Annotated in this window: 33 protein-coding genes, 1 tRNA gene and 5 pseudogenes; 12 read left to right on the forward strand and 27 right to left on the reverse strand. The window is 66.8% G+C overall.

Features of this window, described 5'->3' with window-relative positions:
- From GNX96_RS29825 to GNX96_RS29840, 5 genes are all read right to left on the reverse strand, one after another.
- Positions 1-333 (reverse strand): 2OG-Fe(II) oxygenase (locus tag GNX96_RS29825; protein ID WP_279581835.1); only part of this gene is annotated, 333 nt, incomplete at its 3' end.
- A 1-nt stretch (position 334) separates the two neighbouring features.
- Positions 335-982 carry a methylated-DNA--[protein]-cysteine S-methyltransferase gene (locus GNX96_RS29830; protein WP_279581836.1) on the reverse strand — a complete coding sequence of 216 codons (648 nt, stop codon included), beginning with the start codon at positions 980-982 and terminating at the stop codon, positions 335-337.
- 97 nt (positions 983-1,079) lie between these two features.
- The gene (locus GNX96_RS56185) at positions 1,080-1,778 is read right to left on the reverse strand and encodes an NAD(P)/FAD-dependent oxidoreductase (RefSeq protein ID WP_279581837.1); all 699 of its coding nucleotides are present in this window, start codon (positions 1,776-1,778) and stop codon (positions 1,080-1,082) included.
- Entirely contained in the window at positions 1,715-2,404 is a 690-nt protein-coding gene (locus GNX96_RS56190; protein ID WP_279581838.1) for an NAD(P)/FAD-dependent oxidoreductase, read from the reverse strand. The genes GNX96_RS56185 and GNX96_RS56190 overlap by 64 nt, the downstream gene beginning before the upstream one ends.
- Positions 2,405-2,488: 84 nt before the next feature.
- The gene (locus GNX96_RS29840; protein ID WP_163571289.1) at positions 2,489-2,899 is read right to left on the reverse strand and encodes a nitroreductase family deazaflavin-dependent oxidoreductase; all 411 of its coding nucleotides are present in this window, start codon (positions 2,897-2,899) and stop codon (positions 2,489-2,491) included.
- A 171-nt stretch (positions 2,900-3,070) separates the two neighbouring features.
- Here GNX96_RS29840 and GNX96_RS29845 point away from each other — a divergent pair, with 171 nt between their 5' ends.
- The 3 genes from GNX96_RS29845 (at position 3,071) to GNX96_RS56200 (ending at position 4,532) form a co-directional block, all read left to right on the forward strand.
- The gene (locus tag GNX96_RS29845; RefSeq protein WP_163571291.1) at positions 3,071-3,799 is read left to right on the forward strand and encodes a TetR/AcrR family transcriptional regulator; all 729 of its coding nucleotides are present in this window, start codon (positions 3,071-3,073) and stop codon (positions 3,797-3,799) included.
- A gap of 31 nt (positions 3,800-3,830) precedes the next feature.
- The gene (locus tag GNX96_RS56195; RefSeq protein WP_279581839.1) at positions 3,831-4,277 is read left to right on the forward strand and encodes an ArsR/SmtB family transcription factor; all 447 of its coding nucleotides are present in this window, start codon (positions 3,831-3,833) and stop codon (positions 4,275-4,277) included.
- Between the two features lie 66 nt (positions 4,278-4,343).
- The gene (locus GNX96_RS56200) at positions 4,344-4,532 is read left to right on the forward strand and encodes a hypothetical protein (RefSeq protein ID WP_279581840.1); all 189 of its coding nucleotides are present in this window, start codon (positions 4,344-4,346) and stop codon (positions 4,530-4,532) included.
- A 30-nt stretch (positions 4,533-4,562) separates the two neighbouring features.
- Here GNX96_RS56200 and GNX96_RS56205 read toward each other — a convergent pair.
- From GNX96_RS56205 to GNX96_RS29870, 3 genes and pseudogenes are all read right to left on the reverse strand, one after another.
- Positions 4,563-6,555: pseudogene (locus GNX96_RS56205) on the reverse strand (DUF2961 domain-containing protein).
- A gap of 97 nt (positions 6,556-6,652) precedes the next feature.
- Complete coding sequence (locus tag GNX96_RS29865; protein ID WP_279581841.1) at positions 6,653-7,135, reverse strand: pyridoxamine 5'-phosphate oxidase family protein; 483 nt, start codon at positions 7,133-7,135, stop codon at positions 6,653-6,655.
- A 26-nt stretch (positions 7,136-7,161) separates the two neighbouring features.
- Positions 7,162-8,499: an aminotransferase-like domain-containing protein gene (locus GNX96_RS29870; protein ID WP_163571296.1), complete on the reverse strand. Its 1,338-nt coding sequence runs from the start codon at positions 8,497-8,499 to the stop codon at positions 7,162-7,164.
- Between the two features lie 124 nt (positions 8,500-8,623).
- Here GNX96_RS29870 and GNX96_RS29875 point away from each other — a divergent pair.
- Positions 8,624-9,376 (forward strand): annotated as a pseudogene (locus GNX96_RS29875) (alpha/beta fold hydrolase); the annotation flags it as partial.
- Between the two features lie 29 nt (positions 9,377-9,405).
- Here GNX96_RS29875 and GNX96_RS56210 read toward each other — a convergent pair.
- The 4 genes from GNX96_RS56210 to GNX96_RS29885 are packed head-to-tail and all read right to left on the reverse strand — an operon-like array spanning position 9,406 to position 11,184.
- Positions 9,406-9,969, reverse strand: coding sequence for an aminotransferase class I/II-fold pyridoxal phosphate-dependent enzyme (locus GNX96_RS56210; protein WP_279581842.1), 564 nt, complete (start codon positions 9,967-9,969; stop codon positions 9,406-9,408).
- The gene (locus GNX96_RS56215) at positions 9,891-10,169 is read right to left on the reverse strand and encodes an aminotransferase class I/II-fold pyridoxal phosphate-dependent enzyme (RefSeq protein ID WP_279581843.1); all 279 of its coding nucleotides are present in this window, start codon (positions 10,167-10,169) and stop codon (positions 9,891-9,893) included. The genes GNX96_RS56210 and GNX96_RS56215 overlap by 79 nt, the downstream gene beginning before the upstream one ends.
- The gene (locus GNX96_RS56220) at positions 10,166-10,567 is read right to left on the reverse strand and encodes an aminotransferase class I/II-fold pyridoxal phosphate-dependent enzyme (RefSeq protein WP_279581844.1); all 402 of its coding nucleotides are present in this window, start codon (positions 10,565-10,567) and stop codon (positions 10,166-10,168) included. Before GNX96_RS56220 ends, GNX96_RS56215 begins: the two co-directional genes overlap by 4 nt.
- On the reverse strand, positions 10,564-11,184 hold the full coding sequence (locus GNX96_RS29885) for a helix-turn-helix transcriptional regulator (RefSeq protein WP_163571301.1): 621 nt from the start codon (positions 11,182-11,184) through the stop codon (positions 10,564-10,566). The genes GNX96_RS56220 and GNX96_RS29885 overlap by 4 nt, the downstream gene beginning before the upstream one ends.
- Positions 11,185-11,314: 130 nt before the next feature.
- Between GNX96_RS29885 and GNX96_RS56225 the strand changes: the two genes are divergently transcribed.
- The 7 genes from GNX96_RS56225 to GNX96_RS29910 are packed head-to-tail and all read left to right on the forward strand — an operon-like array spanning position 11,315 to position 14,589.
- Complete coding sequence (locus GNX96_RS56225) at positions 11,315-11,542, forward strand: GntR family transcriptional regulator (protein WP_279581845.1); 228 nt, start codon at positions 11,315-11,317, stop codon at positions 11,540-11,542.
- Positions 11,539-11,691, forward strand: a complete 153-nt coding sequence (locus GNX96_RS56230; protein ID WP_279581846.1) for a hypothetical protein — start codon at positions 11,539-11,541, stop codon at positions 11,689-11,691. Before GNX96_RS56225 ends, GNX96_RS56230 begins: the two co-directional genes overlap by 4 nt.
- Positions 11,688-12,068 (forward strand): ATP-binding cassette domain-containing protein, encoded by a 381-nt coding sequence (locus GNX96_RS56235; protein ID WP_279581847.1) that lies wholly within the window; start codon positions 11,688-11,690, stop codon positions 12,066-12,068. Before GNX96_RS56230 ends, GNX96_RS56235 begins: the two co-directional genes overlap by 4 nt.
- Entirely contained in the window at positions 12,065-12,574 is a 510-nt protein-coding gene (locus tag GNX96_RS56240) for a P-loop NTPase family protein (RefSeq protein ID WP_279581848.1), read from the forward strand. Before GNX96_RS56235 ends, GNX96_RS56240 begins: the two co-directional genes overlap by 4 nt.
- The gene (locus tag GNX96_RS29900) at positions 12,571-13,314 is read left to right on the forward strand and encodes a hypothetical protein (RefSeq protein ID WP_163571303.1); all 744 of its coding nucleotides are present in this window, start codon (positions 12,571-12,573) and stop codon (positions 13,312-13,314) included. Before GNX96_RS56240 ends, GNX96_RS29900 begins: the two co-directional genes overlap by 4 nt.
- On the forward strand, positions 13,247-14,002 hold the full coding sequence (locus GNX96_RS29905) for an acyltransferase family protein (protein WP_163571305.1): 756 nt from the start codon (positions 13,247-13,249) through the stop codon (positions 14,000-14,002). The genes GNX96_RS29900 and GNX96_RS29905 overlap by 68 nt, the downstream gene beginning before the upstream one ends.
- 32 nt (positions 14,003-14,034) lie before the next feature.
- Positions 14,035-14,589: an acyltransferase family protein gene (locus GNX96_RS29910; protein WP_163571307.1), complete on the forward strand. Its 555-nt coding sequence runs from the start codon at positions 14,035-14,037 to the stop codon at positions 14,587-14,589.
- On the opposite strand, the gene GNX96_RS29915 is transcribed toward GNX96_RS29910, so the two are convergent.
- From GNX96_RS29915 to GNX96_RS29955, 10 genes and pseudogenes are all read right to left on the reverse strand, one after another.
- Complete coding sequence (locus GNX96_RS29915; RefSeq protein WP_279581849.1) at positions 14,567-14,848, reverse strand: hypothetical protein; 282 nt, start codon at positions 14,846-14,848, stop codon at positions 14,567-14,569. The genes GNX96_RS29910 and GNX96_RS29915 overlap by 23 nt on opposite strands.
- Positions 14,849-15,124: 276 nt before the next feature.
- Positions 15,125-15,493, reverse strand: coding sequence for a hypothetical protein (locus tag GNX96_RS56245; protein ID WP_279581894.1), 369 nt, complete (start codon positions 15,491-15,493; stop codon positions 15,125-15,127).
- A complete protein-coding gene (locus GNX96_RS29920) occupies positions 15,381-16,367 on the reverse strand; it encodes a styrene monooxygenase/indole monooxygenase family protein (protein ID WP_279581850.1) in 987 nt (328 codons plus the stop codon). Before GNX96_RS29920 ends, GNX96_RS56245 begins: the two co-directional genes overlap by 113 nt.
- Before the next feature lie 35 nt (positions 16,368-16,402).
- Positions 16,403-17,377, reverse strand: a complete 975-nt coding sequence (locus GNX96_RS65125) for an ATP/GTP-binding protein (protein WP_390624172.1) — start codon at positions 17,375-17,377, stop codon at positions 16,403-16,405.
- Entirely contained in the window at positions 17,370-17,819 is a 450-nt protein-coding gene (locus GNX96_RS29930; RefSeq protein WP_163571313.1) for a roadblock/LC7 domain-containing protein, read from the reverse strand. Before GNX96_RS29930 ends, GNX96_RS65125 begins: the two co-directional genes overlap by 8 nt.
- 151 nt (positions 17,820-17,970) lie before the next feature.
- Positions 17,971-18,987, reverse strand: coding sequence for an ATP-binding protein (locus GNX96_RS29935; RefSeq protein ID WP_163571315.1), 1,017 nt, complete (start codon positions 18,985-18,987; stop codon positions 17,971-17,973).
- Complete coding sequence (locus tag GNX96_RS29940) at positions 18,984-19,508, reverse strand: histidine kinase (protein ID WP_163571316.1); 525 nt, start codon at positions 19,506-19,508, stop codon at positions 18,984-18,986. The genes GNX96_RS29935 and GNX96_RS29940 overlap by 4 nt, the downstream gene beginning before the upstream one ends.
- Before the next feature lie 432 nt (positions 19,509-19,940).
- Positions 19,941-21,750 (reverse strand): annotated as a pseudogene (selB, locus tag GNX96_RS65130) (selenocysteine-specific translation elongation factor).
- Positions 21,750-23,053, reverse strand: a pseudogene (gene selA, locus GNX96_RS29950) (L-seryl-tRNA(Sec) selenium transferase). The pseudogenes selB and selA overlap by 1 nt, the downstream one beginning before the upstream one ends.
- 19 nt (positions 23,054-23,072) lie before the next feature.
- A tRNA-Sec gene (locus GNX96_RS29955) sits at positions 23,073-23,167 on the reverse strand.
- 149 nt (positions 23,168-23,316) lie between these two features.
- Between GNX96_RS29955 and selD the strand changes: the two are divergent.
- A pseudogene (selD, locus tag GNX96_RS29960) lies at positions 23,317-24,334 on the forward strand (selenide, water dikinase SelD).
- Here selD and GNX96_RS56270 read toward each other — a convergent pair.
- Genes GNX96_RS56270 through GNX96_RS29970 form a run of 5 tightly spaced genes read right to left on the reverse strand, consistent with a single transcriptional unit; the run spans position 24,335 to position 26,562 of the window.
- Positions 24,335-24,505 (reverse strand): UxaA family hydrolase, encoded by a 171-nt coding sequence (locus tag GNX96_RS56270; RefSeq protein ID WP_279581851.1) that lies wholly within the window; start codon positions 24,503-24,505, stop codon positions 24,335-24,337. It lies immediately after the preceding pseudogene.
- Positions 24,496-24,822, reverse strand: coding sequence for a UxaA family hydrolase (locus GNX96_RS56275; protein ID WP_279581852.1), 327 nt, complete (start codon positions 24,820-24,822; stop codon positions 24,496-24,498). The genes GNX96_RS56270 and GNX96_RS56275 overlap by 10 nt, the downstream gene beginning before the upstream one ends.
- Complete coding sequence (locus tag GNX96_RS56280; RefSeq protein ID WP_279581853.1) at positions 24,780-25,472, reverse strand: UxaA family hydrolase; 693 nt, start codon at positions 25,470-25,472, stop codon at positions 24,780-24,782. Before GNX96_RS56280 ends, GNX96_RS56275 begins: the two co-directional genes overlap by 43 nt.
- Positions 25,473-25,477: 5 nt before the next feature.
- A complete protein-coding gene (locus GNX96_RS56285) occupies positions 25,478-25,864 on the reverse strand; it encodes a UxaA family hydrolase (protein ID WP_279581854.1) in 387 nt (128 codons plus the stop codon).
- Between the two features lie 17 nt (positions 25,865-25,881).
- Entirely contained in the window at positions 25,882-26,562 is a 681-nt protein-coding gene (locus GNX96_RS29970) for a response regulator (protein WP_163571318.1), read from the reverse strand.
- Positions 26,563-26,628: the final 66 nt, after the last annotated feature.

The raw sequence follows: 26,628 nt of genomic DNA on the forward strand, positions 1-26,628 counted from the left end.
TCCAGGCCGGCCGGTCCAAGGCCGATCCACCACCTGCAGCGGGGGGAAAACCAGGTCACCGTAACGAGCACGCGATTTTGCAGCTGCGTTCAGTCGTTTTGCGATGTAACGCAACAGGATCGGCGTGGACCGAGGTTGGCCGGCGGCATGGCACATCGCCAGCCACTCGTCCAGGTCGTCCGGCCAGGGCGCCGGCTTGTGGAGCTTTTCCGCCCAGTCGCGGGCAATCGGCAGTAAGTACGGGTAGAAAGCGTGCCGCAGCTCGGAAACCAGGTCGGGCAGCGGGTAGTCGAAATACCGGTACTGCCCGGAGCCGAAACGATATCGGGCCATGTCAATGGTCGACCGGAAATGGTCCGCGTGATCGTACATTCGGGAGATTTGCCGGCACTGCTGGGAAGTGAGGATCCGGCCGACCGGCCCGCAACCGTACGAGTTCAGCTCGGTTTCGATTGCGGGCCAGTCCGCCGCGTGCACGCGGTCGACCATCACAGTCCCAGTGCGGCTGCAGCGCTCCCTCGAGGGTGAGCAGGAATTCCTTGCGTTCCAACCCAGCCGCATAGCCGGTCAACGAGCCGTCTGCCCCGATCACTCGGTGGCACGGGCGTACGACCAGCAGCGGGTTCGCGCCGATCGCGGCCGCCACCGCGCGAACCCGCTCGCGGGGTGCGCCGACCTGTGCGGTCACCCAGCCGTAGGTCACGGTTTGGCCGTACGGAATGGTTTCCAGCGCTGCCCAGACCCGGCGCTGGAATTCCGTGCCGGACTCGGCGCAGTCGAGTTCGAAGGCCTGCCGGTCGCCGGCGAAATACTCCGCGAGCTGCCGGGTCACCTTCTCGAAAGCCGCTGGGTCGTGTTCCCAGTCAGGCTGAATGTTCTTGCCAGCAAAAGAAACAGCGGTCAACCGCAGGCCGGTCGCGGACTGCTCGCCGACCAACAGCAGGTCGCCGGCCGGGCTGCTCGCCGTGGTGTAGACCGTCATCGGTCCGTCCTTTCCGTGATACTTCTTGAACATCTCCTATTCTCGGTCGGGACGGCTGGCTTGGCTGGCGGAAATCGGACGTGGCGATAGGACCTGGTCAGGAGGTGACAGTTGGTCGTTCGTCGGCTTCGGCGAGGCTCACGCCGGACTCCGGGATGACACCGAAGTGCACCAGTTGCCGGCGCGCGAGCAGGTCGGTGAGCCAACTGGTGGCCACTCGCAGCCGGTTCGCCGGCAGTGCCAGCAGGTGATAGCCGCGAGCCACCACCTTGGCCGGGAAACCGCTGAGCGGGATGTGCAGCGGATCGGCGACCGCCTGAAGGCCGGCGAGGTCCACCACGAAACCCAGATCGCTGTGTTTGTACGCCTTCGCGGTGCCGCGGCCGAAAGCGGCGGCGATGTTGTGGGCCAGCGCGACGCCTTGACGCTGGGCGTGCTGCGCGGTCATGGCGGTGATCTCGCCGGGCCTGGTCAGGTCCGGCACGGCGGCCACGTCGCCGGCTGCCCACACGTCCGGGAATCCTGGCACCGCAAGGAATTCGTCGGTGTTCAGCCGTCCCTTGGTGGTCGGCAGCCCGAGCGGTTCGACGAGCGGGTCGGGTCGTACGCCCACACACCACGCGACCGTGCGGGTGGGGATTTCCGAGCCGTCGGTCAGACTCACCGATGTCGCGGTGACCTTCGAGACGCTGGTTTCCAGCCGTACGTCCACACCGCGGTTTCGCAGCACTTTCAGCGCTGGTCCGGCAAGGCGCTCGGACAGCCCGGGCAGCACCCGGGACGCCGTGTCGACCAACACCCAGCGGGCCGCGGTGGCCGGCCGACCTCGCCGTTTTTTTTTTTGGTCGCTTGCTTGGTCAGTTGCTGGCCTTGGGCGACCAGCTCGGTGCCCGTGTAGCCGGCGCCGACCACCACGAATGTCATGCGCGCAGTCCGCTCTTCCTCGGTTTCGGCGAGGTCGGCATATTCCAGCTGTCGCAGAATGTGGTCGCGCAGGTAAATGGCCTCGGCGACGGACTTGAAACCCTTGGCGTAGTCGGCGACCCCCGGGATGGACAGCAGTCGGGTGACGCTGCCGGAAGTGATCACCAGGTGGTCGAAGGCCAGCTCGACCGCGTGGCCCTCGTCGTTGACGACGGTGAGGTGGCGCCCGGCCAGGTCGATGGCGGTGACCATGCCCAACTGCAGCCGGGTCCGCGGCAGTTTGACCCGCAGCGGCACGGCGACCTGCCGCGGCTCCAGCACCCCGCCGGCCACCTCGGGCAGCAGCGGGATGTAGAGCATGTAGTCGGTCGGGCTCACCACCACCAGCTCGGCCACGTCCGCCGGCAACTGGCGTTCGAGCGTACGAAGACAGTGGTAGCCGGCGAATCCCGCCCCGATCACCACGACCCGTTTCCGGCCGGCACGTAAGTCTGCCATGGCGAGCACCCTCCGAGCGGGGGACGGATCCGTGCGCTCATTGAATGCCCTGGGCTGGTGCCCCGCAAACGGGTGAGACACCTGTCACCTCTGGGCGATCTCGATCCGAAAGACCGGGTGGTTCGGAGCGATTTCCAGCAGCCGGGCTTCCGGGGCCTGGTGATCGGTGTTGTTGAAGAAGCCGGTGTCCTCTTTCCAGATCTTCAGGTATGGCCGCAGGACGGGCGGCTTCTCGGCGTCCGCGAGCTCGGTCGCGGTGAACTCTTCGGTCTTGAAACCGAGCCGCAGCTGGCCCTCGCCGGCGGCCCGCAGGTTGCGGACCCACTGGGTGTTGCCGCGCGGAGCCACCAAGTAGAGCTGGCCCTCGTGCCGCAGCGGGCCGACCACGGCCGTACGCAGTTCGCCGCTCTTGCGTCCGCGTACGTAGAGCAGTTTCATTCCGCGCATCGTGATGCCGAGCTTGAGCGTGGTGCTCAGGATCCGGTGAATCCACATGTCCTTGGCCTCCGGCTTTCACGTAGCGCGGCGCGGTGTCGTTCATGTCGTCTCCTCGATTTTGGAGAGCAGCGCTCTCGTCTGAGATCAGTGAACACTAGCGCGTACAGCCTGTCAAGAGCAGTGCTCTTGTATTTGTGCACTGCTCTGCTTCGTGTCACACTGAGACGCATGAACGCCAGTCAGACGGCCCGCGAGCGCGCGCGTATCGAGTTGACGCGGGAGATCAAGGAAGAGGCCCGCCGCCAGCTCGCTGCCGACGGCGCCGGCGCCGACCGACTGTCGCTGCGTGGGGTGGCCCGCGAGCTCGGCCTGGTGTCGTCCGCGCTCTACCGGTATTTCCCCAGCCGGGACGACCTGCTGACGGCCCTCATCATCGACGCGTACAACGCCATTGGCGAGGCCGCCGAGACTGTTCCTGATGGGCCGGCCGGTTCGGCGCAGCGGTGGCGGGCGGTGTGCCGGGCGATCCGGCGCTGGGCCCGCGAGCACTCGGGGGAGTACGCGCTGATTTACGGCTCCGCGATCCCCGGCTATCAGGCTCCGCCGGAGACCATCGCGCCGGCCGGCCGCGGCGCGTTCGTGCTGTTCGCAGTGCTGCGGGACGCCTGGGCGGCCGGCCGGCTGGTAGTGCCGGCCGACGCGCCGGCGATGTCCAGTCGGCTGTCCGGGCAGTTCGGGCAGCTCAGCGTGGTCGCGCCGGAGCTGCCGGACGCCGTGCTGGCGCGCGCGGTGATCGTCTGGACGCAGTTGTTCGGGATGATCAGCTTCGAGCTGACCGGCCAGTTCGTCGGCACTGTCGACCCCACCGACGAGTTCTTCGAACACGCCACCGCCGAGATGGCGGCCTTCCTCGGGCTCGCGGATTCGTTCGGCGGCGGCCGAACTGTCCCGGGGTGAGAATGGGGTCATGACTGCAAGGAGTGCGGAGGTGGCCGGGTTGGCCGGGCTGCTGGCCGACCGGACCCGGGCCGCGTTCTGTCTGGCGTTGCTGGACGGCCGGGCCTGGACGGCGACCGAGCTGGCCAAGCACGCGAAGGTCGCGCCGTCGACCACCAGCGAACACCTGGACCGGCTCATCGGCGGCGGCCTGCTGGTCGAGCGGCGGCAGGGCCGGCACCGGTACGTGCAGCTGGCCGGCTCACCGGCCGCCGAGCTGGTGGAGACGCTCGCCTCGTACGTCGGACCGGTGCCGGAGCCGACCGGGACACTGAAGGCCGTCACCGCGCGGGCCGCGCTGGCCCGCGGTCGTACCTGCTACTACGACCACCTCGCCGGCCGGCTCGGAGTGGCTATCGCGGACGGCATGACCTCGGCTGGCCTGCTCGACCAGAGCGCCGGTTTTTCGCGCTCACCGACGAGGGCTTGTCCTGGCTGACCGGCACCCTCGGCGCGGACCGCACCGCGTTGCGGTCCCACCGCCCGCCCGATCGCCAGGGCCTGCTTGGACTGGACCGAGCGCCGGTCCCACCTCGCCGGCCTCGCCGGCGCACAGATTTGCTTGATTTTCCAGGAAAAGAGCTGGGTCCGGCGAATCGGCAGCGATCGGGCCGTACGACTCACCCCGGCCGGCGAGACCGCGCTGCGCGATCTCTTCGACATTGACCCGACCGCCCTCCTCGCGCTGACTTGATCGCGGTGGCTCGGCCTCGATTCGGGCGTTCTAGCCGAACGAGAACAGCTGGTAGGTCGACGCGGTCCAGATGCGGCTCGGTTGATTGAGCGTGTCGTTGTCGAGCCTGATGGTGATCGACGTCTTGCCCGCGGTGAGTGACTGACTCGGGAGCGGGAAGTCGTCGTCTCGCCAGCACCGGTCGTGACCGTCGTAGCCGGTCTTGCGGGACACTCCGGCGTTGTACCAGGTGCCGGCCGGCTGACCGTCGACGAAGACGTTCGCGCGCTGGTTCGGGACGCAGGAATTCAACGTACGCCGCAGGTACGCGCCGGCATTCGCGCTGTTGATCGCCATCGTCGTGAGGGTGCTGCTGGTGGTCATTTGAGCCACTGTGTTCGTGATCAGCGGACTCTGGACGGTCTGCTCGTACGCGGCGGTCAGCGACGAGAGCTGATCGCTGGGTGACTGATATCCGGGGGAGCCAGGCGAGACCTGATCGGTGCGTACGGCGGTCGGCGTGGGTGTCCCGTACCAGAGCATGGTCGCCTTGTAACGCTGGGCATTGTCGTTCACCACACCGTGTTCCCAGTTCACCGTGAGGTGGTTGTTGAACGGAATGCTGTCCGATATCAGGAAACGGTATTCGGCGGCGCCGTCGATGTCCGACCCCGCCGGATTGTTGGTAGAGCTGGGAAGCCCGGCCATCGGCAACGACGTTTGGACGCCATTGTGCCAGTAATCGCCGCCCATGCCCCATTCCTCGGTGCCGGTCACCGCGATCTGTGGCGTCTTGCTGCCGTCCAGGTAAATGTGCGGGTCACCTTCCAGAGTGGCGCCGATCGAACCGAAGTTGATGACCGTGCCGACCAGCTTTCCGCTTCCTTGGTAGTCCAGGAAAGTCATGTCCTGACCTGCGGTCGGGTTGGGGCACGTCGACGTAGTTCGCGTGGAACTTTCCCACCCAGCTCAGCGGATCGGTGAACGGCTCGTACCGGACCGACCAGCTGACCGGATCCATCGCCGCGCTGGGGACGACCACGATCCGGGCGTTGGAGCCAAAAGGCATCGGCCAGTAGAGGCTGTAGTCCATGTACGTCGAGCCGTCGCTGGTGATGTTCGCGGGCAGGCCAGCGACCAGTTGCCGCCCAGCGGGTTGGTACACGCCAGCGCCGTCGCCGGTCAGGTATTTGATCGGTGCGTCGACGCTGGGAGTCGTTTCGCCGTCCCAGTAAATCTGCAGGCGGGAGTTGCCGAACCGTACTTTCTGACCGTACGGAACATGAAACTTGATCGCCCTCAGCTGACTGGGGCCGTCGATGCTGGCCACCTGTACAGGTGCGTTCGCGGTCGGCAACGCCACACTGCCTTGCTGCGTCGGGATGTTCTGTGGCGCGATGTCCGTGCCCGCGGACTTTAGTAGTGTGGCCACTTGGCTCGCGGTCGCGTCCGTTTGGGTGGGCAGTGGCACATCGACCGGCAGTTTCCGGTACATCGCGTAGAAATTGCCGTTCGCGGCCGAGGACATGTATTGCATGGTGCTCGCGTACGGAATCGACGTGGCGACGATGCTGCTGCCCTGGCTCTGTCCGGTGGTGAACGACAGCGGATACGGGAACTTGCTCGCCGGCGAGGTTGTCGGGTTGGTCTGACCGAGGTCGGCCGGCTTCACCGGCGCCAGGAAGAGCGGGTTGCGAATGGCCCACGGCCCGCCGATTTCCTCTTGTGAGCGCATGAAAGTGACGACCCCCGGTCCGGCCTGATCCAGCAGCACCCGACCGCCCAAGGGCGACGGACCGAAGGTGTTCACGTTGTCGGTGTTGCTGCCGCCCGGATCCGCGCTGGACTGGCCGCCGACCCGGTCACCGAGCTCCAGATACGGCAGTTTGTCCCAGTGCAGATAGCTGTCCAGCCCGAGGTAGAGCGGCGGCGTCGTCGCGGTGTCCGGGTAACCCGGGGCCGTCGCCGCCAGCACCGAGACCGCCGCCACCACGGCTACCAAAGAGAAGCGGATCGTACGGTGGGCCTTGCCGCCAGCTGTCATCAGATCCTCAGTCCACCAGCCGTGGGAAATCGATTGTTGGCAGACAATATGGTGCCGTCCTGGCCCAGTCAAGGGCGTTCTTTTAGCGATACAGAGGTTACCAGGGCAGTGACTCGCCCACCCAGTGCGTGAGGGTGTCCATGTCGTCGGGCTGGTGCACGTGCCGAGGTGGGGTTTCGAAGGTCATGTACGGCTTGAGGCGTACCACCACGCGGTGTTCCTCGGTGCACATCCGGATCATCTCGGGCCGTTTCTCGTCGCCGATCGGCTGACCGGCCATCACTTCCATGATCTTCATGCCGACGTCGATCGCGGCATCCAGATCGTCCTCGACGGTGGTCGTACAGTAGACGTCCACATAGGTCACCGGCCATTTTTCGTCGAGGACGCAAAGCGAAGCGGTCCCGGTGCGATGGGCGGCCTTCGCCTTGCCGCGGTCGGCCATCGTCCAGACCAGGATGTCGTCGCCGTCCATCACGTAATAGACGACCGACATCGCCGGTCCGTGTTCCTTGCGGCCGAATCCGTAGACGGCGGTGCGATGGCCGCGGACGAATTCCTTGCGCTCTTCCCGATCCACGATGGCTCCCCACTGAAGGTTTGCCCCTATTCAACACCGCCGTCCGGGGTGTCGCGGGCCAGCGCCGCCAGGCTTTCCAGGGCAGCGGCGAGATCCGCGACCGGCGGCGCGGCGAGGGCCAGTCGTACGGCATGCGGTGCCTGGCCGACACCGACCGCGAAGATCGCGCCCGGGCTGACCGCGATGCCTCGGCGCGCCGCGGCCGCCACGAAGGTGTCCGCGCGCCACGGCTCGGGCAGCTCCCACCAGCAGTGGTACGCCCGCGGATCGGCCCGTACGGTGAAATCGGCGAGCGTGGTGGCCACTATTTCCTGCCGGCGCTTTGCCTCCGTACGCTTGGATTCCTCAACGGTCGCGAGCGTCCCGTCGGCCATCCAATGGGTCGTCGCGGCCAACGCGAAATGCGCGGCCGTCCAGCCGCCGGACCGCAGCGCGGTGCCGATCCGGTCTACCAAAGTGGCTGGTGGAATGCAAAATCCCACGGTCAGGCCGGGTGCCAGCCGCTTGGACAGGCTGTCCACCACTACCGTCCACTGTGGAGCGAGCGCGGCGATGGGGGTCGAATCTTTGCGCAGGAAGCCGTAGATGCTGTCCTCGATCGCATAAATTTCTTTGTCTTCCAAGACTTTCGCGATGTCCTCGCGCCGCCGCTGGGACATCGTGACGCCCAGCGGGTTGTGCAGCGTGGGCTGCAGGTAGACGGCCCGTACCGGCGCCTGCGCCAGTGCTGCCGGCACCACCCCGTCGTCGTCCATTGCCAGCGGAACCAGCGTCACGCCGAGCCGGGCGGCGACGCCTTTCACTACCGGGTAAGTGAAAGCCTCGACACCGAGCCGCTCGCCGGCGGCACCAACGCCGCGATGTGCACCGGCGATCGCCTGCCGGCCGTTGCCGGCGAACAGCAGCTGCCGCGGGTCGGGCGCCCAACCGGTCCGGGCCAGCGCCACGGCCGCCGCCTGCCGGGCCGCTGGCGTACCGGCCGCGCCGACCGGTCTCAGCGCGTCCTCCAGCAGGCCGCCTCGGAGCAATTTCTGCATGCTCCGAGCGAGCAGCTCGGCCTGGCCCGGCACCACCGGAAAGTTCAGTTCCAGGTCGACGCGGGCCGTGCCGAGCTCGGCGAAGGTTCGTGGCTCGGCGAGGGCTGGTTCCACAGTCGGCGGGGTCGCTCGTACGTACGTGCCGCGGCCGACCTCGCCGACCGTCAGCCCACGGCGTACCAGCTCGGCATATACCCGGGCGGCAGTGGAACCCGCGATCCCGCGGCGGCGGGCGAACTCGCGTTGCGGCGGCAACCGGTCGCCGGCGGTGAGTCGACCGGTCGCGATGTCGTGGGCCACCGCGTCCGCGATGGCCCGGAAGTCCATCTGCCCGTCTCCCTATTGCTCCGAGTGCAATGTTTTCATTGCACTTAGATCATTCGCTTCGTAGCATCGAATCGTCAAGGCCAGCGGCGCGCAGGGCAGCGTAAGGGGAACGACAGCGATGGAGATGGCGTACGACGATGAAGGCGCCGGCCAGCCGGTGCTGCTGGTGCATGGGCACCCCTTCAACCGGTCGATGTGGCGGCCCCAGGTGCGGTGGCTGACCGAACGCGGCTTCCGGGTGATCACCCCGGATCTGCGCGGCTACGGGGAAAGTCCCGTCACCACCGGCGGCAAAACAACGCTGGACGTCTTCGCGACGGACCTGCGTGATCTGCTCGACCACCTCGGCGTCGACCGGGTGCTGCTCGGCGGATTGTCGATGGGTGGGCAGATCGTGTTGGAGTTCCACCGGTTGTACGCGCGGCGACTGGCTGGGCTGCTGATCGCGGACTCGTCCGCTCGAGCCGACGACGAGGCGGCTCGCCAGGTGCGCCGGGACACCGCGGCCCGGGTGCTGGCCGAGGGCATGGAGCCGTACGCGACCCAGGTGCTGCCGAAAATGATGGCGCCGGCGAACATCGGGGCTTTGCCGGCGGTCGCCGAGCAGGTGCTGGGAATGATGAAAAGCACCTCGCCGGCCGGCGCCGCGGCGGCCCTGGTGGGCCGCGCCGAACGGCCGGACTATGTTGAAATGCTAACGAAAATCGCCGTACCGACGCTGGTTGTGGTGGGCAGCGAAGACGAATTCACACCGGTCGCCGAGGCGGAGCTGATGGCTGGGCGGATCCCGGACGCGACCCTGGCCGTCATCGATGGCGCCGGCCACCTGCCCAACCTGGAACGGCCAGCACAGTTCAACGCCGCACTCGACCGATTCCTTGTGAAGGCTCGCTCAGCTTCTGTTCTTCAGCCGCGTTTTTTGAGCCACCGCGCGAAAACGTCCAGTGCCGGTTGCGGATCACGGCGCCCGATGCCGATCCGGAACCGGTCGGCCGGGACCGGATTGAGTTCGGAGCCGAAGGTGCTGGCCGGCAACAGCAGAACGCCGGCCTCCTGAACCAACGCCTCACAGAAGTTCTCCACGCCGTCTTCGCCCAAATAACGGGGAAAGCAGACGCAGCTGCCCTCTGGTGGCGCCCACTGGAACAGGTCGGGGAAGTCGGCGAAGAAAGCGTCGAACAGCGGCAGGTTCGCTCGTACGATGGCGTCGTTGCGGGCCAGGATTTTCTTGCGGGCTTTCAAGGCGATCCGGGCCAGCACCTCGCTGGGCGCCGAGTTGCAGATCGTGGTGTAGTGCTTGGCGCGCTCCAGCCGGGACCGGACTTCGCTGTCCTGACAGGCTATCCAGCCGATCCGCAGGCCCGGCAGTCCCAGTGACTTGGACATCACGTTCAACGACAGGGCCGTGCTGGAGATGTCCGCGGCCTGCGGCAGCGTACCAGCCGGATCGCGTTCCAGGCCGCGGTGCACCTCATCGCTGAAGAGCCAGATATCGCGTTCGGCGCGCAGACCTGTGCGATGCGCTGGAAGTCGGCCGCGTCGATGACCTTTCCGGTGGGATTGTTGGGAAAGTTCACCGACACCACCTGGGTGTTCGGCCGGATCGCGGCGATCAGTGCGTCCACGTCCAGCGCCCAGTTCGCGGTCGGGTCGAGAGCCACTCCGGTCACCGCGCACAGCGACAGTGGGGGACGGTCTCGGCCGACTGGTAGTTGGGCGTGATCACGATCGCGTGATCTTGCGGACCCAACAATGTCTGCATAGCCAGATAAAGGCCCTCTTCGGCGCCGGAGAAACAAATAATCTGGTCCGCGTCCACATTTTCGTACGTCTGCGCGATGGCCTCCCGCAGCGCCGGATCGCCGAAAGTCTCGGTATAGCCCAATTCCAGCGTGTCCCAGGCCCGCCGATCGTGGTCGTCGGCCATTGCCAGCAGCTCGGCCATCGGCATCGACTCGGCATCGGAGGCGGTCAGGTGGTAGCGGGCAGTGAACTCCCACCGGGAAAAATGCTTCTCCACCTTGAAATCCGGCAGGAAAGCGCGCGCGGTGGTGGTCCGGCTCGTCATCGGGTTGCCCTCACATCGGTTAGGTAGTTGTAAAGACTGGAGCGGGAAATTCTCAAGGCGCCGGCCACCAGCGGGGCAGCGCCGCGGATCTTGAAGATTCCGGCGGCGTCGAGCTCGTCGATGATGGCCATTCGCTGCCCAGTGGTCAGCGTGTCCACCGAGCGACCGTATTCGCGTACGTACGAGCCGACCGTGTCGTTGATCTTCTCTCGCCAGTCGTCCACGAACAGTGGCTCCGGTCGCGGTTCCGCCGGCGCAGCGAAGGCGGCCAGCAGTGCCGCCGCCTGCTCCAACGGGCCGCGGTCGAGGTTAACGCACAGCACCGTCTCCGGGTGGCCGTCGGCGCCTGGGATGACCGCGCTGACCGATGAAAGCTGTCGGCCGTCCGGCAGGTGCTTCGGGTAGGGGCCGTAGACGCCGCTCGTCGCCGCCGGCAGGCCGTCCAGCTCGTTGAGCAGGGATTCGTCGCCCCGCTGGCGGCCTGACATCGGGTTCCAGATGCCCACCACGCGGTCGGTCCGGACGTCGTGCAGAAGCACCTCGGCATGCGGTGCGAGCAGCCGTGCGATGGCGGCGCAGATCGGCGACCACTGAGGGAGAGGTGGCACTTCCAGCATGCATGGACTATATGTCCAAGCTGGACATTCTGTCCAACAGGTTCATGCTTGACTGGCACCGGTTCGCTGGTGCTATGGTTCATTACATGAGTAACGAACCAATGGAGCTTGACGGCGATGGGGGCTGACCGTGGACACGCCCTCGTTCGACGACCGCGCCCCGATCTACCAGCAGATCGCGGACCGGATCAAGAACGACATCCTCAGCGGCGCCCTGGCCGGGGGTGAGCAGGTGATGTCGACCAATCAGTACGCCTCGTTCTACCGGATCAATCCGGCCACCGCGGCCAAGGGCTTTCACCTCCTGATCGAGGAGGGATTCTTCTGCACAAGCGACGGGGAATTGGCATGTTTGTGAGCGACAAGGCCCAAGAGACGCTGCGAGACGAACGGCGCCGCCGGTTTTTCGCCGAGGTGCTGGATCCGATGCTGGCCGAGGCGCGGGTCATCGGGATTCCGCTGGCGGACATCGTGAGTCGCATCCAGGGTGGGGGAGGGGCGCGATGAGTTTCGACATCGAGATCGACAACCTGCGAGTCGCGTACGGCCGGTCGACGGCGATCGACGGCATGAGTTGCCGGCTCGAGGGCGGCAAGATCTACGGCCTGCTCGGCCGCAACGGCGCCGGCAAGACCAGCTTGTTAGCGGTGCTTTCGGCTTTCCGGCAGGCATCTTCGGGCACCGTACGGGTGGACGGCGAGGATCCGTTCGAGAATGCCCGGCTGATGCGGGAGATCTGCTTTGTCCGGGAAGGCAACGACGGCACCGAGTTGTTGCGCATCAAGGATCTCCTCGGCCTCGGAGCCAGCCTGCGACCGAACGGGACCAGGCGTACGCGGAAAAGCTTGTCCAGCGTTTCGAGTTGCCGCTGGGAAAACGGGTGAACCAGCTTTCGCTGGGCAAACGGTCCGCGGCACGGGTCACCATCGCGCTGGCCAGTCGGTGCCCGCTGACGATCTTCGACGAGGCGTATCTCGGGATGGACGCGCCGTCCCGCTACGGGTTCTATGAAGAAGTTTTGAACGACTACCTGGAATATCCGCGTACGGTGATTCTGTCGACGCACCTGATCGAGGAGTTCGGGTCGCTGTTCGAGCAGGTGCTGATCATGGACCGCGGTCAACTCCTGGTGCAGGAGGAGACCGATCAGCTGCGCGAGCGTGGCACCGCGATTACCGGACCGGTCGAGGTGGTGGACCGGTTCGTGGGCGGGATGCCGGTGCTGAGCGAACAAACCCTCGGTCGTACGAAGTCGGCGACCGTCAACCAAACGCTCAGCGCCGAGCGGCGACGGGACGCGCGAGCCGCCGGACTGGACCTCGGGCCAGTGGCACTGCAGGACCTTTTCATTCATCTCACCGAGCCCAAGGACCGGGAGAAGCGGTCATGAGCAACAAAGTTGGCCATCCGGTGCCGATCGTCGCGCGGACGATGTGGCAGAGCCTGAGTCGTTACCTGCTGATGATGCTGCTGATCTTCGTGGTGATTTACGTGGTGATAGCGGTCATCATCGCGGCGACTGGCAAGGTCACCACCAGTACTGTGGAGATAGCTGGGGCGGGCGGGCCAAAATATGTGTTGTTCAGCTATGGCCTGATCATGCTGGTGACTCTGATGCCGGTCTACGCCGCTTTTGGCGTCACCCGACGGCATTTTATGACGGCCACGGTGGTTTTCGGGACGGCTGTCAGCCTGATGGCGGCGGTGATCCTGGTGGTGGCCTACGTGGTTGAGCGGACCGTTTATCAGGCCAGCGGGGTGCTGGCGGGCATGCCGTCCTACCCGCTACGGACGTGGGCCGACCTGGTGCCACTGCTCGTGCAGATCTGGTTGGTTTTCCTCGCTCACCTGGTCTCCGCGTGGCTGATCGCGCTCGGATACTGGCGGACCGGCCCGACGTGGGGAACCTTGTTGCTGCCGCTGGCGGTGATTCCGGCGATCGCGACCGAGGCGGTTTTCGGAGCCAAATGGATCGGGACCGGAGTGGACGCGCTGCTCCGGGTCAGCCCCGCGCCGTGGCCATGGGCCACCGTCATCTCGGTGGCCCTCTGCGCCGCCGGCATTGCTGTCGCATACGCGGCGATCCGTACGGTGCCGATCGGCGTGGCGCAGCGCATCGTCAAGTTCTAGTTCTTTCGCTCCCACCAAGGGTGGCAGCGCGAAGCATGCCCAAAAACTCAGACCAGAAAGGAAAAGACCATGTCACACGCAGTCGAACTGCCGTCGGTCGGCCGGGCCGAGCCCGGCCGCGGCGCCGGCAGCACCCGCACGGCTGTTCTTCCTGGACCGCATCCGGGTTGCCCTGACCATCCTGGTCGTCATCCATCACTGTGCGGTCACCTATTCCGATGTTCCGCTGTGGTATTACCACCTGGCCGGGCGACCGGGATCCGGCGTACCGCTGGATCTGTTGCTGCTGGTCAACCAGGCCTTCTTCATGGGGATGTTCTTCCTCATCTCGGGTTTTTTCGTACCGGGTTCGTACGAACGCAAAGGCCCGAAGGCATTCCTTCGAGACCGATTGCTGCGCCTGGGCGCCCCATTGGTCGCGTTCTATTTTGTGCTCAGCCCGATCGCGACAATCGCCGGTGGCCTCGCCGCGCGCCAGTCGTTGGGCGGTTCTTGGTGGGAGGTCTACCTCAACACCATCGGAGCGGGTCCGCTGTGGTTTGCCGAGGCGCTGATCGCCTTTACTGCTGGCTACGCAATCTGGCGGCAGGTGTCCAAGAACTCGGCCGTACGTACCGAAAAGACGACTGAACCACTGACCTACGCCAAAGTCGGCCTCTTCGTAGTAGTGCTGGGCGTCGTGACATAGGGTGGCGGATTTTCCTGCCACAGGGCACCTGGGTGCCGGTGATCGACTTCCCGTCCGCGGCGTTTCTCCCGCAGTATGTGGGCCTTTTCGTGGTGGGCCTGCTGGCCAGCCGACGCGGTTGGCTCACCACCCCGCGCCGCGGCATGGGGCGGATCGGCGGGGTGGCGGCGCTGATCGGCATGGTCGTCTATCTGGCGATGCTGATCGGTGGTCACGGCTCCGGTGGCCCGAGCGTGCAGGCCTTCGTCGCCGCACTTGCCGAGGCGGTCTACTGCGTCGGGATCTGCCTGGCCCTGTTGAGTCTTTTCCGTCGTACGGCTCGCAAAGAAGGTGCCTTCGGGCGCTACCTGTCGCAGCACGCGTTCACCGTCTATGTCATTCACGCACCGCTGGTGGTGGGCGTGACGATCGCGATGCACGCACTCGTACCGACCGACTTGGCCCTGGTCAACTTCGCGTTGGCCGCGGTGATCGCCGTGCCGCTCAGCTTCGCGCTGGTACCCAGTCCGCAAGCTTCCGTTCGCTCGCGAGGTTCTCTGACAGGGATTGTTTTCGGCCAGGGGCTCACAGATGAACGCACGGGTTGACGGCGGCGTTGGCGATCCAGCCGCTCACACTGTTCGCCAGATCGACGCCCTTGGTGAACTCCCTGGTGGACACCCCGGCCAGCACCCAAGGGTCACCGGCGCGGGCCTGACCCGCGGGATTGCTGCCGCTGTCCGCATCCGGATAGATCGGGGTGGTGAACTGCACGGTGCAGCTGGGGACCAGAGGGGCCTGGGCAGTGGCCGCGAAAGCAGTGGCCGGAAGAGCCAACGTCGCGGCAACCAGGGCGCCGCCGATCACAACGGAAAAGGTTTTGATTCGCATACCTCCACTGTGGAGGTTCCGGACGGATTCGACCAGTCTTTCTACGGTGTTCGAATAGGTACGCCAAAACACCGAGTATTTCCGCTAGCCGGAACGAGTTGTTGTTGATCTTGTTTAGTTGGCCCGTACGAAACGGGCGTTTCGGGTATGTGTCCGTTTTGGGTGGGCCAACTAAGCAAGATCAACAACTTCGGTGACGGTGAGTTCGGCGGATTTTCGGTCCCCGCTCGAGAGAAGAGCGGGGCGTCATTATCAGGGTGCCAGCGAAGCGAGATAGGCCTGGGCGGCGTCTGGGCTCATGAACCAGTGCTGGAAATCGGTCGGGTCGGAGAACCCGTTGCCGAGCCGGCGGGCGATCCGCGGATCCTGCGAGGCGGCACCGAGAAGTTGTTGCACGTGTTCGGGCAGCGGCTGCAGAAAGGCGTTGGTCCAGGCCGTCGAATACTGGGCCGTCTCCTGCCAGAACCGCTCGAACGTCTGCTCCATCCACGCACGGTCGAATGGCGCGTCACCGTGGTTGAGAATGGCGTGCAGATAAGCCTGCGCGCATTTCGCCGCGTTGTTGCTGCCCTGGCCGGTGATCGGGTCGTTGGCGATCACCACGTCCGCGGCGCCCAGCACCAGCCCCGCCGGACGGCAGCTCGCCGACCGGGTGGCGCACGGTCGGGACGAACCGGCCGGACAGCGTCGCACGGGCGTCGGTCAACTCGACGTTGGCGCATCTTTCGTAGACCCACGGCACATACTGGCGGATCAGCTCGAGCGTACGCTTGAGATGATCCGGCGGATCCAGCCGCTCCTGCCACAGATCCAGCGGCCCAGCTGGCACGGCTTCCCAGAACAAGATGTCGCATGGGCCGGAGAGGGTCAGTGCCGGAATGACAAACAGCTCACCAAAACCCGGAATGGCGTTGAACCCGACATTGGTGCGCGGCAGCAGTGGATCCGGGGCCAGGCCGTGCACATACGCGACCGCCAACCCGCGTTGTGGTGTGGTGTAAGGAGAACGGGACGCATTGCGGTCAAAGAGTCCGCCCAGCTCGCCCCGGCCGGCGGCCACGATGGTGAGGTCATAGCGGCCCAGGGCCGCAAGACCGTCCAGGTCGGAGGTCGTCACCCCCTGGTAAATGATGACGGTCCCGCCGCGCTGCTCGACCAGTTCCAGCCAGCCGGACATCTTCACCCGCTGGTCGGTGCTTTCGGCGTGCTGGTCCACCGGCGCGATGATGTCCAGCGCTTTTTCGCCTGGAGGAGCCGAAAGAGCCACATGGAGGGCTTCGATATGCGGCACCCGGTCTTCCCAGATGTTGAGCCCGTAGTCACGTTCGGACTGCAGTGCCAACCCGAACATGCCTTGGGTGCTGGTCGGCCAGCCGTCCCGGATCTCCTCCGGCGTACGGGCGGACATCACGGTCACGTCGTAGCCCTCGGCGAGCAGGCTCAGGGCCAGCTGTAACCCACACTGCCCGGCCCCGACGATCAGCACTCTGCGCATCGGTTCTGCCCTTTCCTTGGGGAAAAAAAACTACCCTACCGGCCGGCCGGTACGCCCGCGCCGTCGTTCCGCAGGTTGAGGGTGTGAGTGACCACTTCCATCAACGCCTGGGCCGAAGATCGCCGATGGCGGGCGTCGTCGACGGTGATCATCGGCACCTCCGGTTTGAGGGCGAGCGCCTCCCGTACGGCGTCGAGGTCGTGCCAGAGTTGGCCGTCGAACAGGTTGACCCCCACCACGAAGGGAAGGTCCGAGTCGTTCTCGAAGTAGTTGACGGCCGGAAAGGAAACCTCGAGATTGCGGGTATCCACCAGCACCAGGGCTCCGATCGCCCCGCGACACAGGTCATCCCACAAAAACCAGAACCGGGGTTGGCCGGGCGTACCGAAAAGATAGAGGACCAGGTCCCGGTCGATGCTGATGCGGCCGAAGTCCATCGCCACCGTGGTGGTGGTTTTCTGGCTGCCCGACTCCAGCGCGTCGACGCGTTTTCCGGCCTGTGTCATCCACGCTTCGGTGTTGACTGGCGGAATTTCGCTGACCGAGCCGACCAGGGTGGTCTTTCCGACGCCGAAACCGCCGGCCACCACGATCTTCGCCGAGATGGCCTGGGATGTCGGCACCTGCGTCGGTTCGTCAGAGTGTGCGGCGAGGCCATTGCGGATTCTCTCCAGGGTCAGGCTGGGAATGACGTTGTCGCGGTCCGAATGCGCGGTCGAGTGCACCGCCACCAGGTGGTTCGCGGCGAGGTCGCCGATCAGCACCCGCGTCACGCCGAGCGCGATCTTCGAATGCGCGGACAGTTCGGCCACCGACATCGTCCGGCCGGCCAACTCGTACAAAGCGCGGGACTCCGGCAGCAGCGACGCCGCGACCTGCGGGTCGTAATGCGGCACGGACACCAGCGTCTCCACCAGCAGCCGCTGTTTCGTGCGGGTCCGTCCCGCGGTCAGCACGTACGGCCGCACCCACGGGTTCGGCATCATTTTCGCTCCCTCGCTGCTAACCATGGGTTCCCTGGCCGGTCGACATCCGCCGCAGGTCGTCCCGCAGCTGAGGGGTCAGTACGTGACCGACGCTGTCCACCAGTTGGGTCATCTGGAAGGCCACCACGCTCAGGTTGGCGCCCTCCTCGGTCAGCAGCACCGCGAGGCCCGCGAGGGTGGAGATGTTCATGAAGAGGAAATGCCCGGCCGGAAACTTCAGCATGATCTGGTCACAGTTGTGCTGCCCGATCAGCGTCGCGATGTTGTTGCCCAGGCTGAGCATTCCGCTGGTCATGGCGGACAGCGGATCCGCCACATCGCGCGACATCCGGCCGGCCGCGATCAGCGGCAGGCCGTCTGAGGACACCAGCAGCGCGTGCGAGACCCCTGCGGTCGAACTGGCGAAATTGGTCAGTAGCCAGGCGAACTCGCGCGGGTTACGGGGGCGTGGCCCGACCGTTGTCACCGCGGTTGGCCTTCTGGCACGTCAACTTCGTCAGGCCCCACTTCAGCCTGCCCTGCTTCAGCGGGCATAGCTGGTGGTTCCTCGACCCGGGGAACCGGCGGCTCTTTGACGCGCGAAGCCAGTGGTTCCTCGACCGGCGCCGGCACCACCTTCACCGGCATGCCGTTCGGTGGCCCGCCGTTGATGGGACGGCATTGAGCGTCGAGATGGTGAGCGCTGGGGCACTGGGAGGTGAGACATTGAGCGGCACGACCTTCACCGGTACGGCCGATGCCGCCGCGGTTGGCAGGGCCCGCGCCAGGTTTTGCTCGCGGGCCGCTTTTACCCCTGCGGTGAACGAATCCAGGTCTTCGGCGAAGGAGCTGGGGCCGGTCGGATCGGGTCGCGGCGCTGGCCGGCCGTTGATGAGATGCGCGCCGATCGACCCGTCGTCGTCGGGCCTGTCCTTTTCGGCCGCTGGCTCGGGTTCTCGAACCGGCGCGCCATGCAGTCCGATCGGTCGCGGCGCGGAGGTCCGCAGGCTCATGCTTTCCCGCCGAGGCAGGTGATCCGGTTGGTCGGTGCTGGAATTCGTTGGCACGGCGGCCGAAGGCAGCGGCCCGACCGGCGAATCGTTGTCCACCACTGGCCGCGCCGGCGCGTGTCCGCCAGCGTGCCCACCGCTGGGAACACCGCTGGGAACACCGCTGGGGACACCGTTGGGGACACCGGAAATCCGCTGGGGCGCGGGTCGGGCGGCGATGGGTGAGGTGAGATCCGGCCGCGGCAAAGCCGTCTCCGGCGGTGCCATCCGGCTGGTGCTTGGCCGCTGGATCAACGAAAGATGTGCGCCGCTCGGGCCGTTCAGATCGCCGTTGGCGGCGACATTGCGCGGCCAGCTGGTTTCCCGGTGCCGGCCCTGGCCGGCCGCGGCCGGGAACCCGGACGGCATCTCGCACAACAGCTCCGGCGGCACCAGCACCATCGCGACGGTGCCGCCGCCGGCGCCTGGCCGAGACGCCAACCGCACCCGGATGCCATGTTTGTGCGCCAGCCGGTGAATGATCGGAAAACCGGTGTGCCGGGCGATGTCCTCACTCACCTCGGGAACCGGTCCGGCCAGCACCGCGTTGAGGTTTTCCACCCGGCGCGGGTCGATGCCGATGCCGGAGTCCTCGATTCGCATCATGATGCCACCGTTGTCAGCAGCAGATGGGCGCTGACGACGACGGTGGCGGGAGAGTACGACGTCGCGTTGTCGATCAGGGCGGCCAGCAGCCAGGCGACGTCTTTCGCCGCGTACTCGACAACTCCCAGCTCGGCGACCCGGCCAATGCTCACCCGGGTGTAGTGCTCGATCGCCGATTCGGCTTCGCGGATGACATCCACCAGTGAGGACCGGTAGCCGCTGGGCTGGTCGTCCTCCACGCCGGCCAGGATTTGCAGGTAGCCAGCGACCCTGCGGAGCCGGGTGACGCCGTGGTCGACCCGGTAGAGGCGTTCAAGCGTGCTGGCGTCCTCCTCAGCCGCCTCCAGCTGGTCCAGTTCCGGCCGCAGGAGCTCCACCATGCTGAGCATTCGTAGGGCGAACTGGTGGCACACCGTCGGCCAGGAAGCGTCCACCGGCCGTTCGGCGGGTTCCGGCTCGGGCCGCGGCACCACCAGGGTCGGATCCAGCCGGCGTGCCCAGCGCTGTCGCCACCGGCTCACCACCCCTGCTCACCGGATCTTCCCAAGCACCAGTCCCGCACCTGTCAAACCTCCTGGATCCCGGCCGGCTCTGTTGCACTGTTGACGTCGTACTGCTGTCGAAGTTGTTCGGCTGTGACGTTTCTTTCGGTCCATCCAACCAGAGCCCGCCCGTGCGCCAGCCACTGCTGTTATGGTGTCGGCCGGCGATCACGCAGTAAACCATCGGGCCGGGCGACACGCAATGCGCGGGCGCCATAGCCGATCTGTCCGCAGTCCCATAAAAGCCGGCCGGCGAACGGCGTGTCATCACTCACCGTGTTGTTTATTCTTCGGGTCCTGCTAACAATGCATTTCGGAACGGCAATTCATCGACACTGGGTAATGTGCGGCAGTCGCCCTTTTCGGTTTTGTGAACCATGCGTCCCAGAGATATTGTGGCGGCCGCGAATTCTAGGCGTGAATGGTCGAATCGTCAAGATCAACTTCGCGTAGCCGTCGACGGTCGTCTGGCAGCCTTTCGGTGATGCGCAGGCGATCCAGGAATTCCAGCAGCGGCAGGGCCACCCGCCGAGTGGTGCCCAGCGCGCTTGGCGGGCTTCGCTGAGACCGAACGGCTGTGGCAGGCCCCCGAGAACGCGGGCCGCGATGTGCGGTGCGTCCGGCAGCAGTACGACGCCGGCCGGCAGCCGCAGCAGGTAGCCGGCCCGGCTGGCGGCCGCGAGTTCGGCGTTGCCCAGGCCAAGCTCGGCCAGTCTTGGCGCGTCTGGCGCCGAAAAAAACGGGCTGGCCGCCAGCGCGTCGCGGACCGCTCGTACGGCTTCGGCCACTCGCGGCGGCAGAGTGGTTTCGGCCTCCTGTCGTACGACACCCTCGGCGACTCGCAGGCCGGCTCGCCGGAGCAGCTCGGTGAGGATCTCCCGGTCCGGTACGTCCAGCCGCTGCCGCAAAGTGTCCACCGCGATGCCGGCGGACAGCGGATTTTCGGCCTGCCAAGCCGATACCTCGGTGGGTGCCCGGCGGGACCAGCTCGGCAAGGCGGGCCGGATCGGCCCGCCAGTGGCTGATCGGCTCGCCGGCGAGCGGCAGACCGGCCCTGGTCAGCTCGGCGGCGAGCCGGAAACCGTGCTGACGCAACGTAAGTTCGCTGGCCGCTGCCGGCCGGCCGGACGACATCGCGGCCAGTACGGTGAGATCCGCGGCCCGGCTGGCGGCGGCACCGCGGCGGCGGAACTGCGCCGGATCGACCGCGAGAACGGTCGCGCCAGCGGCGATCTGGTGCCGGCCCGGGTCGCGGAGCAGCACCCGATCGCCGTACCGCACTGGCAAAGGGCGTTCCAGCGTCAGCCGAGCGGCAGTTTTTTCCCAACGGTCGCAACTGAACCGGCACCGCGGCCGAACCGAGGTGCAGCACCAGCCGGCCCGGCAGGCGATCGGCTTCGGGCACCGCCACGTCGAGAGATGTGGCTGTCAGCCAACGATCCGGCGCGACCAGCGCATCGCCCGTACGTACGTCGGCACGGTCGACTCCGCGCAGGTTGACCGCCACCCGTGCGGTCGCGGTGACCTCGTCGCGCGGCTCGCCGAGCGCGTGCAGGCCGCGGACTTTGCCCACCTGGCCGGTAGCCGCGATCGACAGGGTGTCGCCGACCCGGACAGTGCCGGCCGCGAGCGTGCCGGTGACCACGGTGCCGGTGCCGCGCAGGGTGAAGCGGCGATCGACCCACAGCCGTACGTCGGCCTGCCGGTCCGGCGCCGGAAGTGCCTTGACCAGCTGGGAAATCTCGGCGCGTAGCTGGTCGAGGCCCTGCCCGGTGACCGCGCTGACGACCACAGTGGACAGTGCGCCGAGACCGCTGCGAGCAACGATGTCGAGAGATTGTCGGCGGGCCGGCTCCGGATCGGCGAGGTCGGCGCGGCTGATCACCAGCAGCCCGTGTCGCACGCCGAGGGCGTCCAATGCGGACAGATGCTCAGAAGACTGGGGCATCCAGCCGGCGTCCGCGGCCACCACGAGCAGCGCGGCCGGCACCGAGCCGACGCCGACGCCAGCCAGCATCGTCGGCACGAACTTTTCGTGCCCCGGCACGTCGACGAAGGCCACCTGCTCGCCGTTTGCCAGCGTGGTCCAGCCAAAACCGAGCCCGATGGTGAGCCCGCGCCGGTGTTCCTCTTCCCACCGGTCCGGCTCCATCCCGGTCAAAGCCCTGACCAGGGTGGATTTTCCGTGGTCGACGTGGCCCGCGGTGGCGATGACGTGCATCAGGTGACCGCGGCCGCCCGTACCGCCGCGGCCACCACCTTGTCCTGCGCGGCGTCCACAGTGGACAGATCGAGCAGGCACCGATCCTTGTCCGTACGCCCGACCACCGGCGGCTCGCCAGCGCGCAGCGCCGCGGTGAACCGGGCCGGCAAGCTGACCGCCGCGCTCGGCAGTCGTACGCCCGGAGCGCCGCCACCGCCGACCGCGGCCTCGGTTTGCACCGGCACTGCCGAAATTCCGCTCTCACGCAGCTCGCTGGCGAGCTTTTCGGCTCTGCCGAACAGATCCGATCGGGAGCCGATGAGCATCGCCGGCACCGGCGGCAGCGGGCCGCGCAGCGTCGCCTCCAGCGCGGCGAGGGTGAGCTTGTCCACTCGCAGGGCCCGCGCGGCCGGATGCCGGCGCAGCCGGTGCACGAGATCGGCCGCGCCGAACAACAGGCCAGCCTGCGGGCCGCCGAGCAGCTTGTCGCCGCTCGCGGTCACCAGCGCGGCGCCCTCGGCCAGCGCGGTGGCCACGTCCGGCTCGTCCGGTAGCAGCGGATGCGGCCGCAACAGGCCTGATCCGACATCCGCGACGATCGGCACACCCAGGCCGGCGAGCTCGCTTACCCCGACCTCACGGGTGAATCCGCTGACCAGGAAGTTCGACGGGTGGACCTTCAGAACGAAGGCGGTCCGCTCGTTGATCGCGTCGGCGTAGTCGTCTGGCCGGCAGCGATTGGTGGCGCCGACCTCGCGCAGTTTCGCGCCAGTGCAGGCCAACAGCTCGGGGATCCGGAACCCGTCACCGATCTCCACCAGTTCGCCGCGGCTGATGACGATTTCCCGGCCGTCGCCGGCCAGCGCGAGCGCGACCAGCAGCAACGCGGCCGCATTGTTGTTGACCACGTGCACGCCACCAGCGGTCGGTACGGCGGCGGCCAGCGCCTCCAGCGCGCCGCGGCGCGCGCGGCGCGCGCTGGCCGGTCCGCAGGTCGAACTCGACATTGGTGACCCCGGCCGCCGCGGCGACCGCGTCGACGGCCGCCGCCGAAAGCGGCGCCCGGCCGAGGTTGGTGTGCACCAAAATGCCGGTGGCGTTCAGCACCGGCCGTAACCCGCTGGCATGACGGGGAAGGGCGTCCACCGCGGCCTCCACAATGGACTCCGGCGGAATTTCGCCCGTACGAGCGCGTTGTTGGGCGTCGACGACCGCTTTTTTTCACCAGCGGGTAGCCAATCCTGGCCACCGCCTTGACCAGCCGCGGATCGGCCAGCACGGCGGCGTCTGTGCGCGGGATGTGCCGGCGCGGATCGGTCATCGGGTGCCCTCAGTGCCGATGGCGGAGGCGGACGGGAATCGAACCCGCCAGCGACAGTTCCTGCCGCTCAACGGTTTTGAAGACCGCGCCGGCCACCAGGCCAGATACACCTCCCCGATCCATCGGCCCATCATGGCACGCCCGGTGGGATTTTCGCGAGGGTGACGTTGTGGGGTGACAAATATGGGCATTCTGGCCCCACCACGTTACCCTCGCGGCTGGAAGGGGTGTGGTTAGCGCTACAACAGGGGCAGGATGGGGGGATGACGGCTTCCTCGACCACGTATCGGCTGACTCAGTACGCGCACGGTGGTGGGTGCGCCTGCAAGATCCCGCCCGGGGAGCTGGAAGCGGTGGTGGCCGGGCTGATCGGTGATCCCGCGGTGCCGGCTGGGCAGACGACGGGGGAGTTGCTGGTCGGGCTGGATGACGGCGACGATGCCGCGGTCGTACGGCTGCAGGATGGGCTGGCCGTCATCGTGACGACGGACTTTTTCACGCCGGTGGTCGACGACGCGTACGACTGGGGGCGGATCGCGGCGGCGAACGCGTTGTCCGATGTGTACGCGATGGGTGGCCGGCCGGTGGTGGCGGTGAACCTGCTGGGGTGGCCGCGCGAGGTGTTGCCGTTGGAGTTGGCGGCCGAGACTTTGCGCGGGGGCCTGGATATCGCGCGGCAGGCCGGTTGCTACCTGGCGGGCGGCCACAGTGTGGACGATCCGGAGCCGAAATACGGGATGGCGGTGACCGGGATCGGGGACCCGGCCAAGCTGATCCGGAACGACGCCGGCCGGCCGGGAATGGCGTTGTCGTTGACGAAACCGCTCGGTGTCGGGGTTTTGAACAGCCGGCACAAGGCAACCGGCGAGCGGTTCGAGCAGGCCATCGTGAACATGACCACACTCAACGAAAAAGCGGCCCAGGCGGCGCTCGAGGCCGGGATTGCCGGCGGTACGGACGTGACCGGCTTTGGATTGCTCGGGCACCTTTACAAGCTGGCCAGGGCCAGTGGCGTGACAGCGATCATCGACGCGGCCTCGGTGCCATATCTGGACGGCGCGAGGGACGCGCTCGCGGCCGGCTATGTCAGTGGCGGCACCAGGAGGAACCTGGACTGGGTCCGGGCCGCACACCGACGCGAGCGCGGTCGCCGAGTCGGAGGCGTTGCTGCTCGCCGATGCGCAGACTTCCGGTGGTTTGCTGCTGACGGGCGAAATTCCAGGCGCGCCGGTGATCGGCGAGCTGGTGGAGCGTCAGGAACACACCCTGATCATCCGGTGACTACATGACCGTACCGAGGTGCCAGGGCACGAACTCCTCGTCGCCGTAGCCCAGGGCCTCGCTTTTGGTCTGCTCGCCGGAAGCGACCCGCAGCACCTGGTCGAAAATCCGCTGGCCGAGACCGCCGACGGTGTCGTCGCCGTCCACGATGCCGCCGCAGTTCACGTCCATGTCTTCGCGCATGTGTTCGTAAAGTGGCGTGTTGGTGGCGAGTTTGAGGCTGGGCACACGGGTTTGCAGCCGAAGGCGGAGCCGCGGCCGGTGGTGAAACACACCACATTCGCGCCGCCGGCGACGATGCCGGTGACCGACACCGGGTCGTAGCCGGGAGTGTCCATGAAGACGAATCCTTTGCTGGTCACCGGTTCGGCGTATTCGACCACGTCCCGCAGGGTGGTGGTGCCGCCCTTGGCGACCGCGCCGAGCGACTTCTCCAGGATGGTGGTCAGCCCGCCGGCCTTGTTGCCAGGAGAGGGATTGTTGTCCATCGAGCCACGTTTTTTTTCGCGGTGTAGTCCTTCCACCAGTCGATCCGGCGAAGCAGTTTCTCGCCCACCTCGCGGGTGGCCGCCCGGCGGACGAGCATGTGCTCAGTCCCGTAGATTTCCGGGGTTTCGCCAACAATCCCGGTGCCGCCATGCCGGACCAGCAGATCGACGGCGGCGCCCAGCGCGGGGTTGGCGGTCAGGCCGGAGTACGAGTCGGAGCCGCCGCAGTTAGTGCCCAGCACCAGTTCGCTGGCCGGCACCGGCTCCCGCCGGGACCTTTCCGCCATCGGAAGCATTTCGGTCAGTCTGGCGACGCCTTCCCGGATCGTACGAGCGGTGCCGCCGAGCTCTTGAATGGTGGCCGACACCACCGCAAGATCGGGTCGCAACTCGACATCGCCGGTGAGCTTGACGATCTCGTTGTCCTCACATCCCAGGCCCAGGATCAGAAAACCGGCGAAATTCGGGTGGGTCAGATAGCCGCGCATAACCCGGCGCAGAACCTCGATACCTTCGCCGTCCGGCGCCATTCCGCAACCGGTGCCGTGGGTCAGCGCCACCACTCCGTCGACGTGCGGGAAATCTTCCAGTACGCCGGAAAACTGCATCTGCCGGGCGATCTGTTTGGCCGCGGTGGCCGAGCAGTTCACGCTGGTCAGGACGCCCAGGAAATTGCGGGTGCCGACGCGGCCGTCGGTGTGCGCCGGAAACCGGCGAAGGTGGCTTGCTGTGCCACCGGGAGGATTTCCTCGTCGCGCGCGTCGACGCAGAATTCGTACGCCCGCTCGAATTCCCGGTATTCGAGGTTGTGCAGGTGGACATGCTCGCCGGCGGCGATATCCCGACCGGCGAAGCCGATAATCTGTCCGTACCGATGCACCGGCGCCGAAGCGGGAAGTGCGCGGACCGCGATTTTGTGGCCACGCGGCACATCTTCCCGGGTCGTCACGCCGGGCATCACCTCGCTACCGGCCGGCAGGTCCCGCCGGGTGATGGCCACATCGTCGGTGTCCCGTAGGCGGATCAGGTCCGGAGAAGTCATGCCTGTCACGCTATCCGTCAGTTTGCCCGTCCGGGCGGGGCGATCAGGCCGGATTCGTAAGTGACGACCACCAGCTGCGCCCGATCTCGTACGCGCAGCTTGCTCAGCAACCGGCCGACGTGCGTCTTCACCGTCCCAACGCCCAGTTGCAGGCGGTCGGCGATCTCAGCGTTCGACAGCCCGCGCGCGACCAGCATCAGCACCTCGCGCTCCCGGTCGGTGACCCCGCCGAGCTCACGGGAGCCGACCAGCCGCTGGTCGGGCTGGCGGGCGAACGCGGAGACCAGCCGGCGCGTCACGGTCGGCGCGAGCAGCGCGTCACCGGCCGCGACCACTCGGATCGCGGCCAGCAGGTCAACCGCGGTGGTGTCCTTGATCAGGAACCCGCTCGCGCCGGCCCGGATCGCCGCGTAGACGTATTCGTCGAGGTCGAAGGTGGTCAGGATGATCACCCGTACGTCGGCGGTCTCCGCCGAGCGGCAGATGTGGCGGGTCGCCTCGATGCCGTCCATCTCCGGCATCCGTACGTCCATAAGGACCACGTCCGGGCGGTGCTCGCGGGCCAGCTCGACGGCTTCGGTGCCGGTGCCGGCTTCTGCGATGATGGTGAACCCGTCGGTCGCCTCGACCAGCATGCGAAAGCTGTCCCGCAGCAGCACGTGGTCGTCGGCCAGCAGCACCCGGATCGGCTCGGTCATGATGCCTCGTACGGTAGGTGGGCGGACAGCCGAAAAGCGCCCTCACCGCGCGGTCCGGCGGCGAAG

The organism is Fodinicola feengrottensis (assembly GCF_010993775.1).
GTDB lineage: Bacteria > Actinomycetota > Actinomycetes > Mycobacteriales > HKI-0501 > Fodinicola > Fodinicola feengrottensis.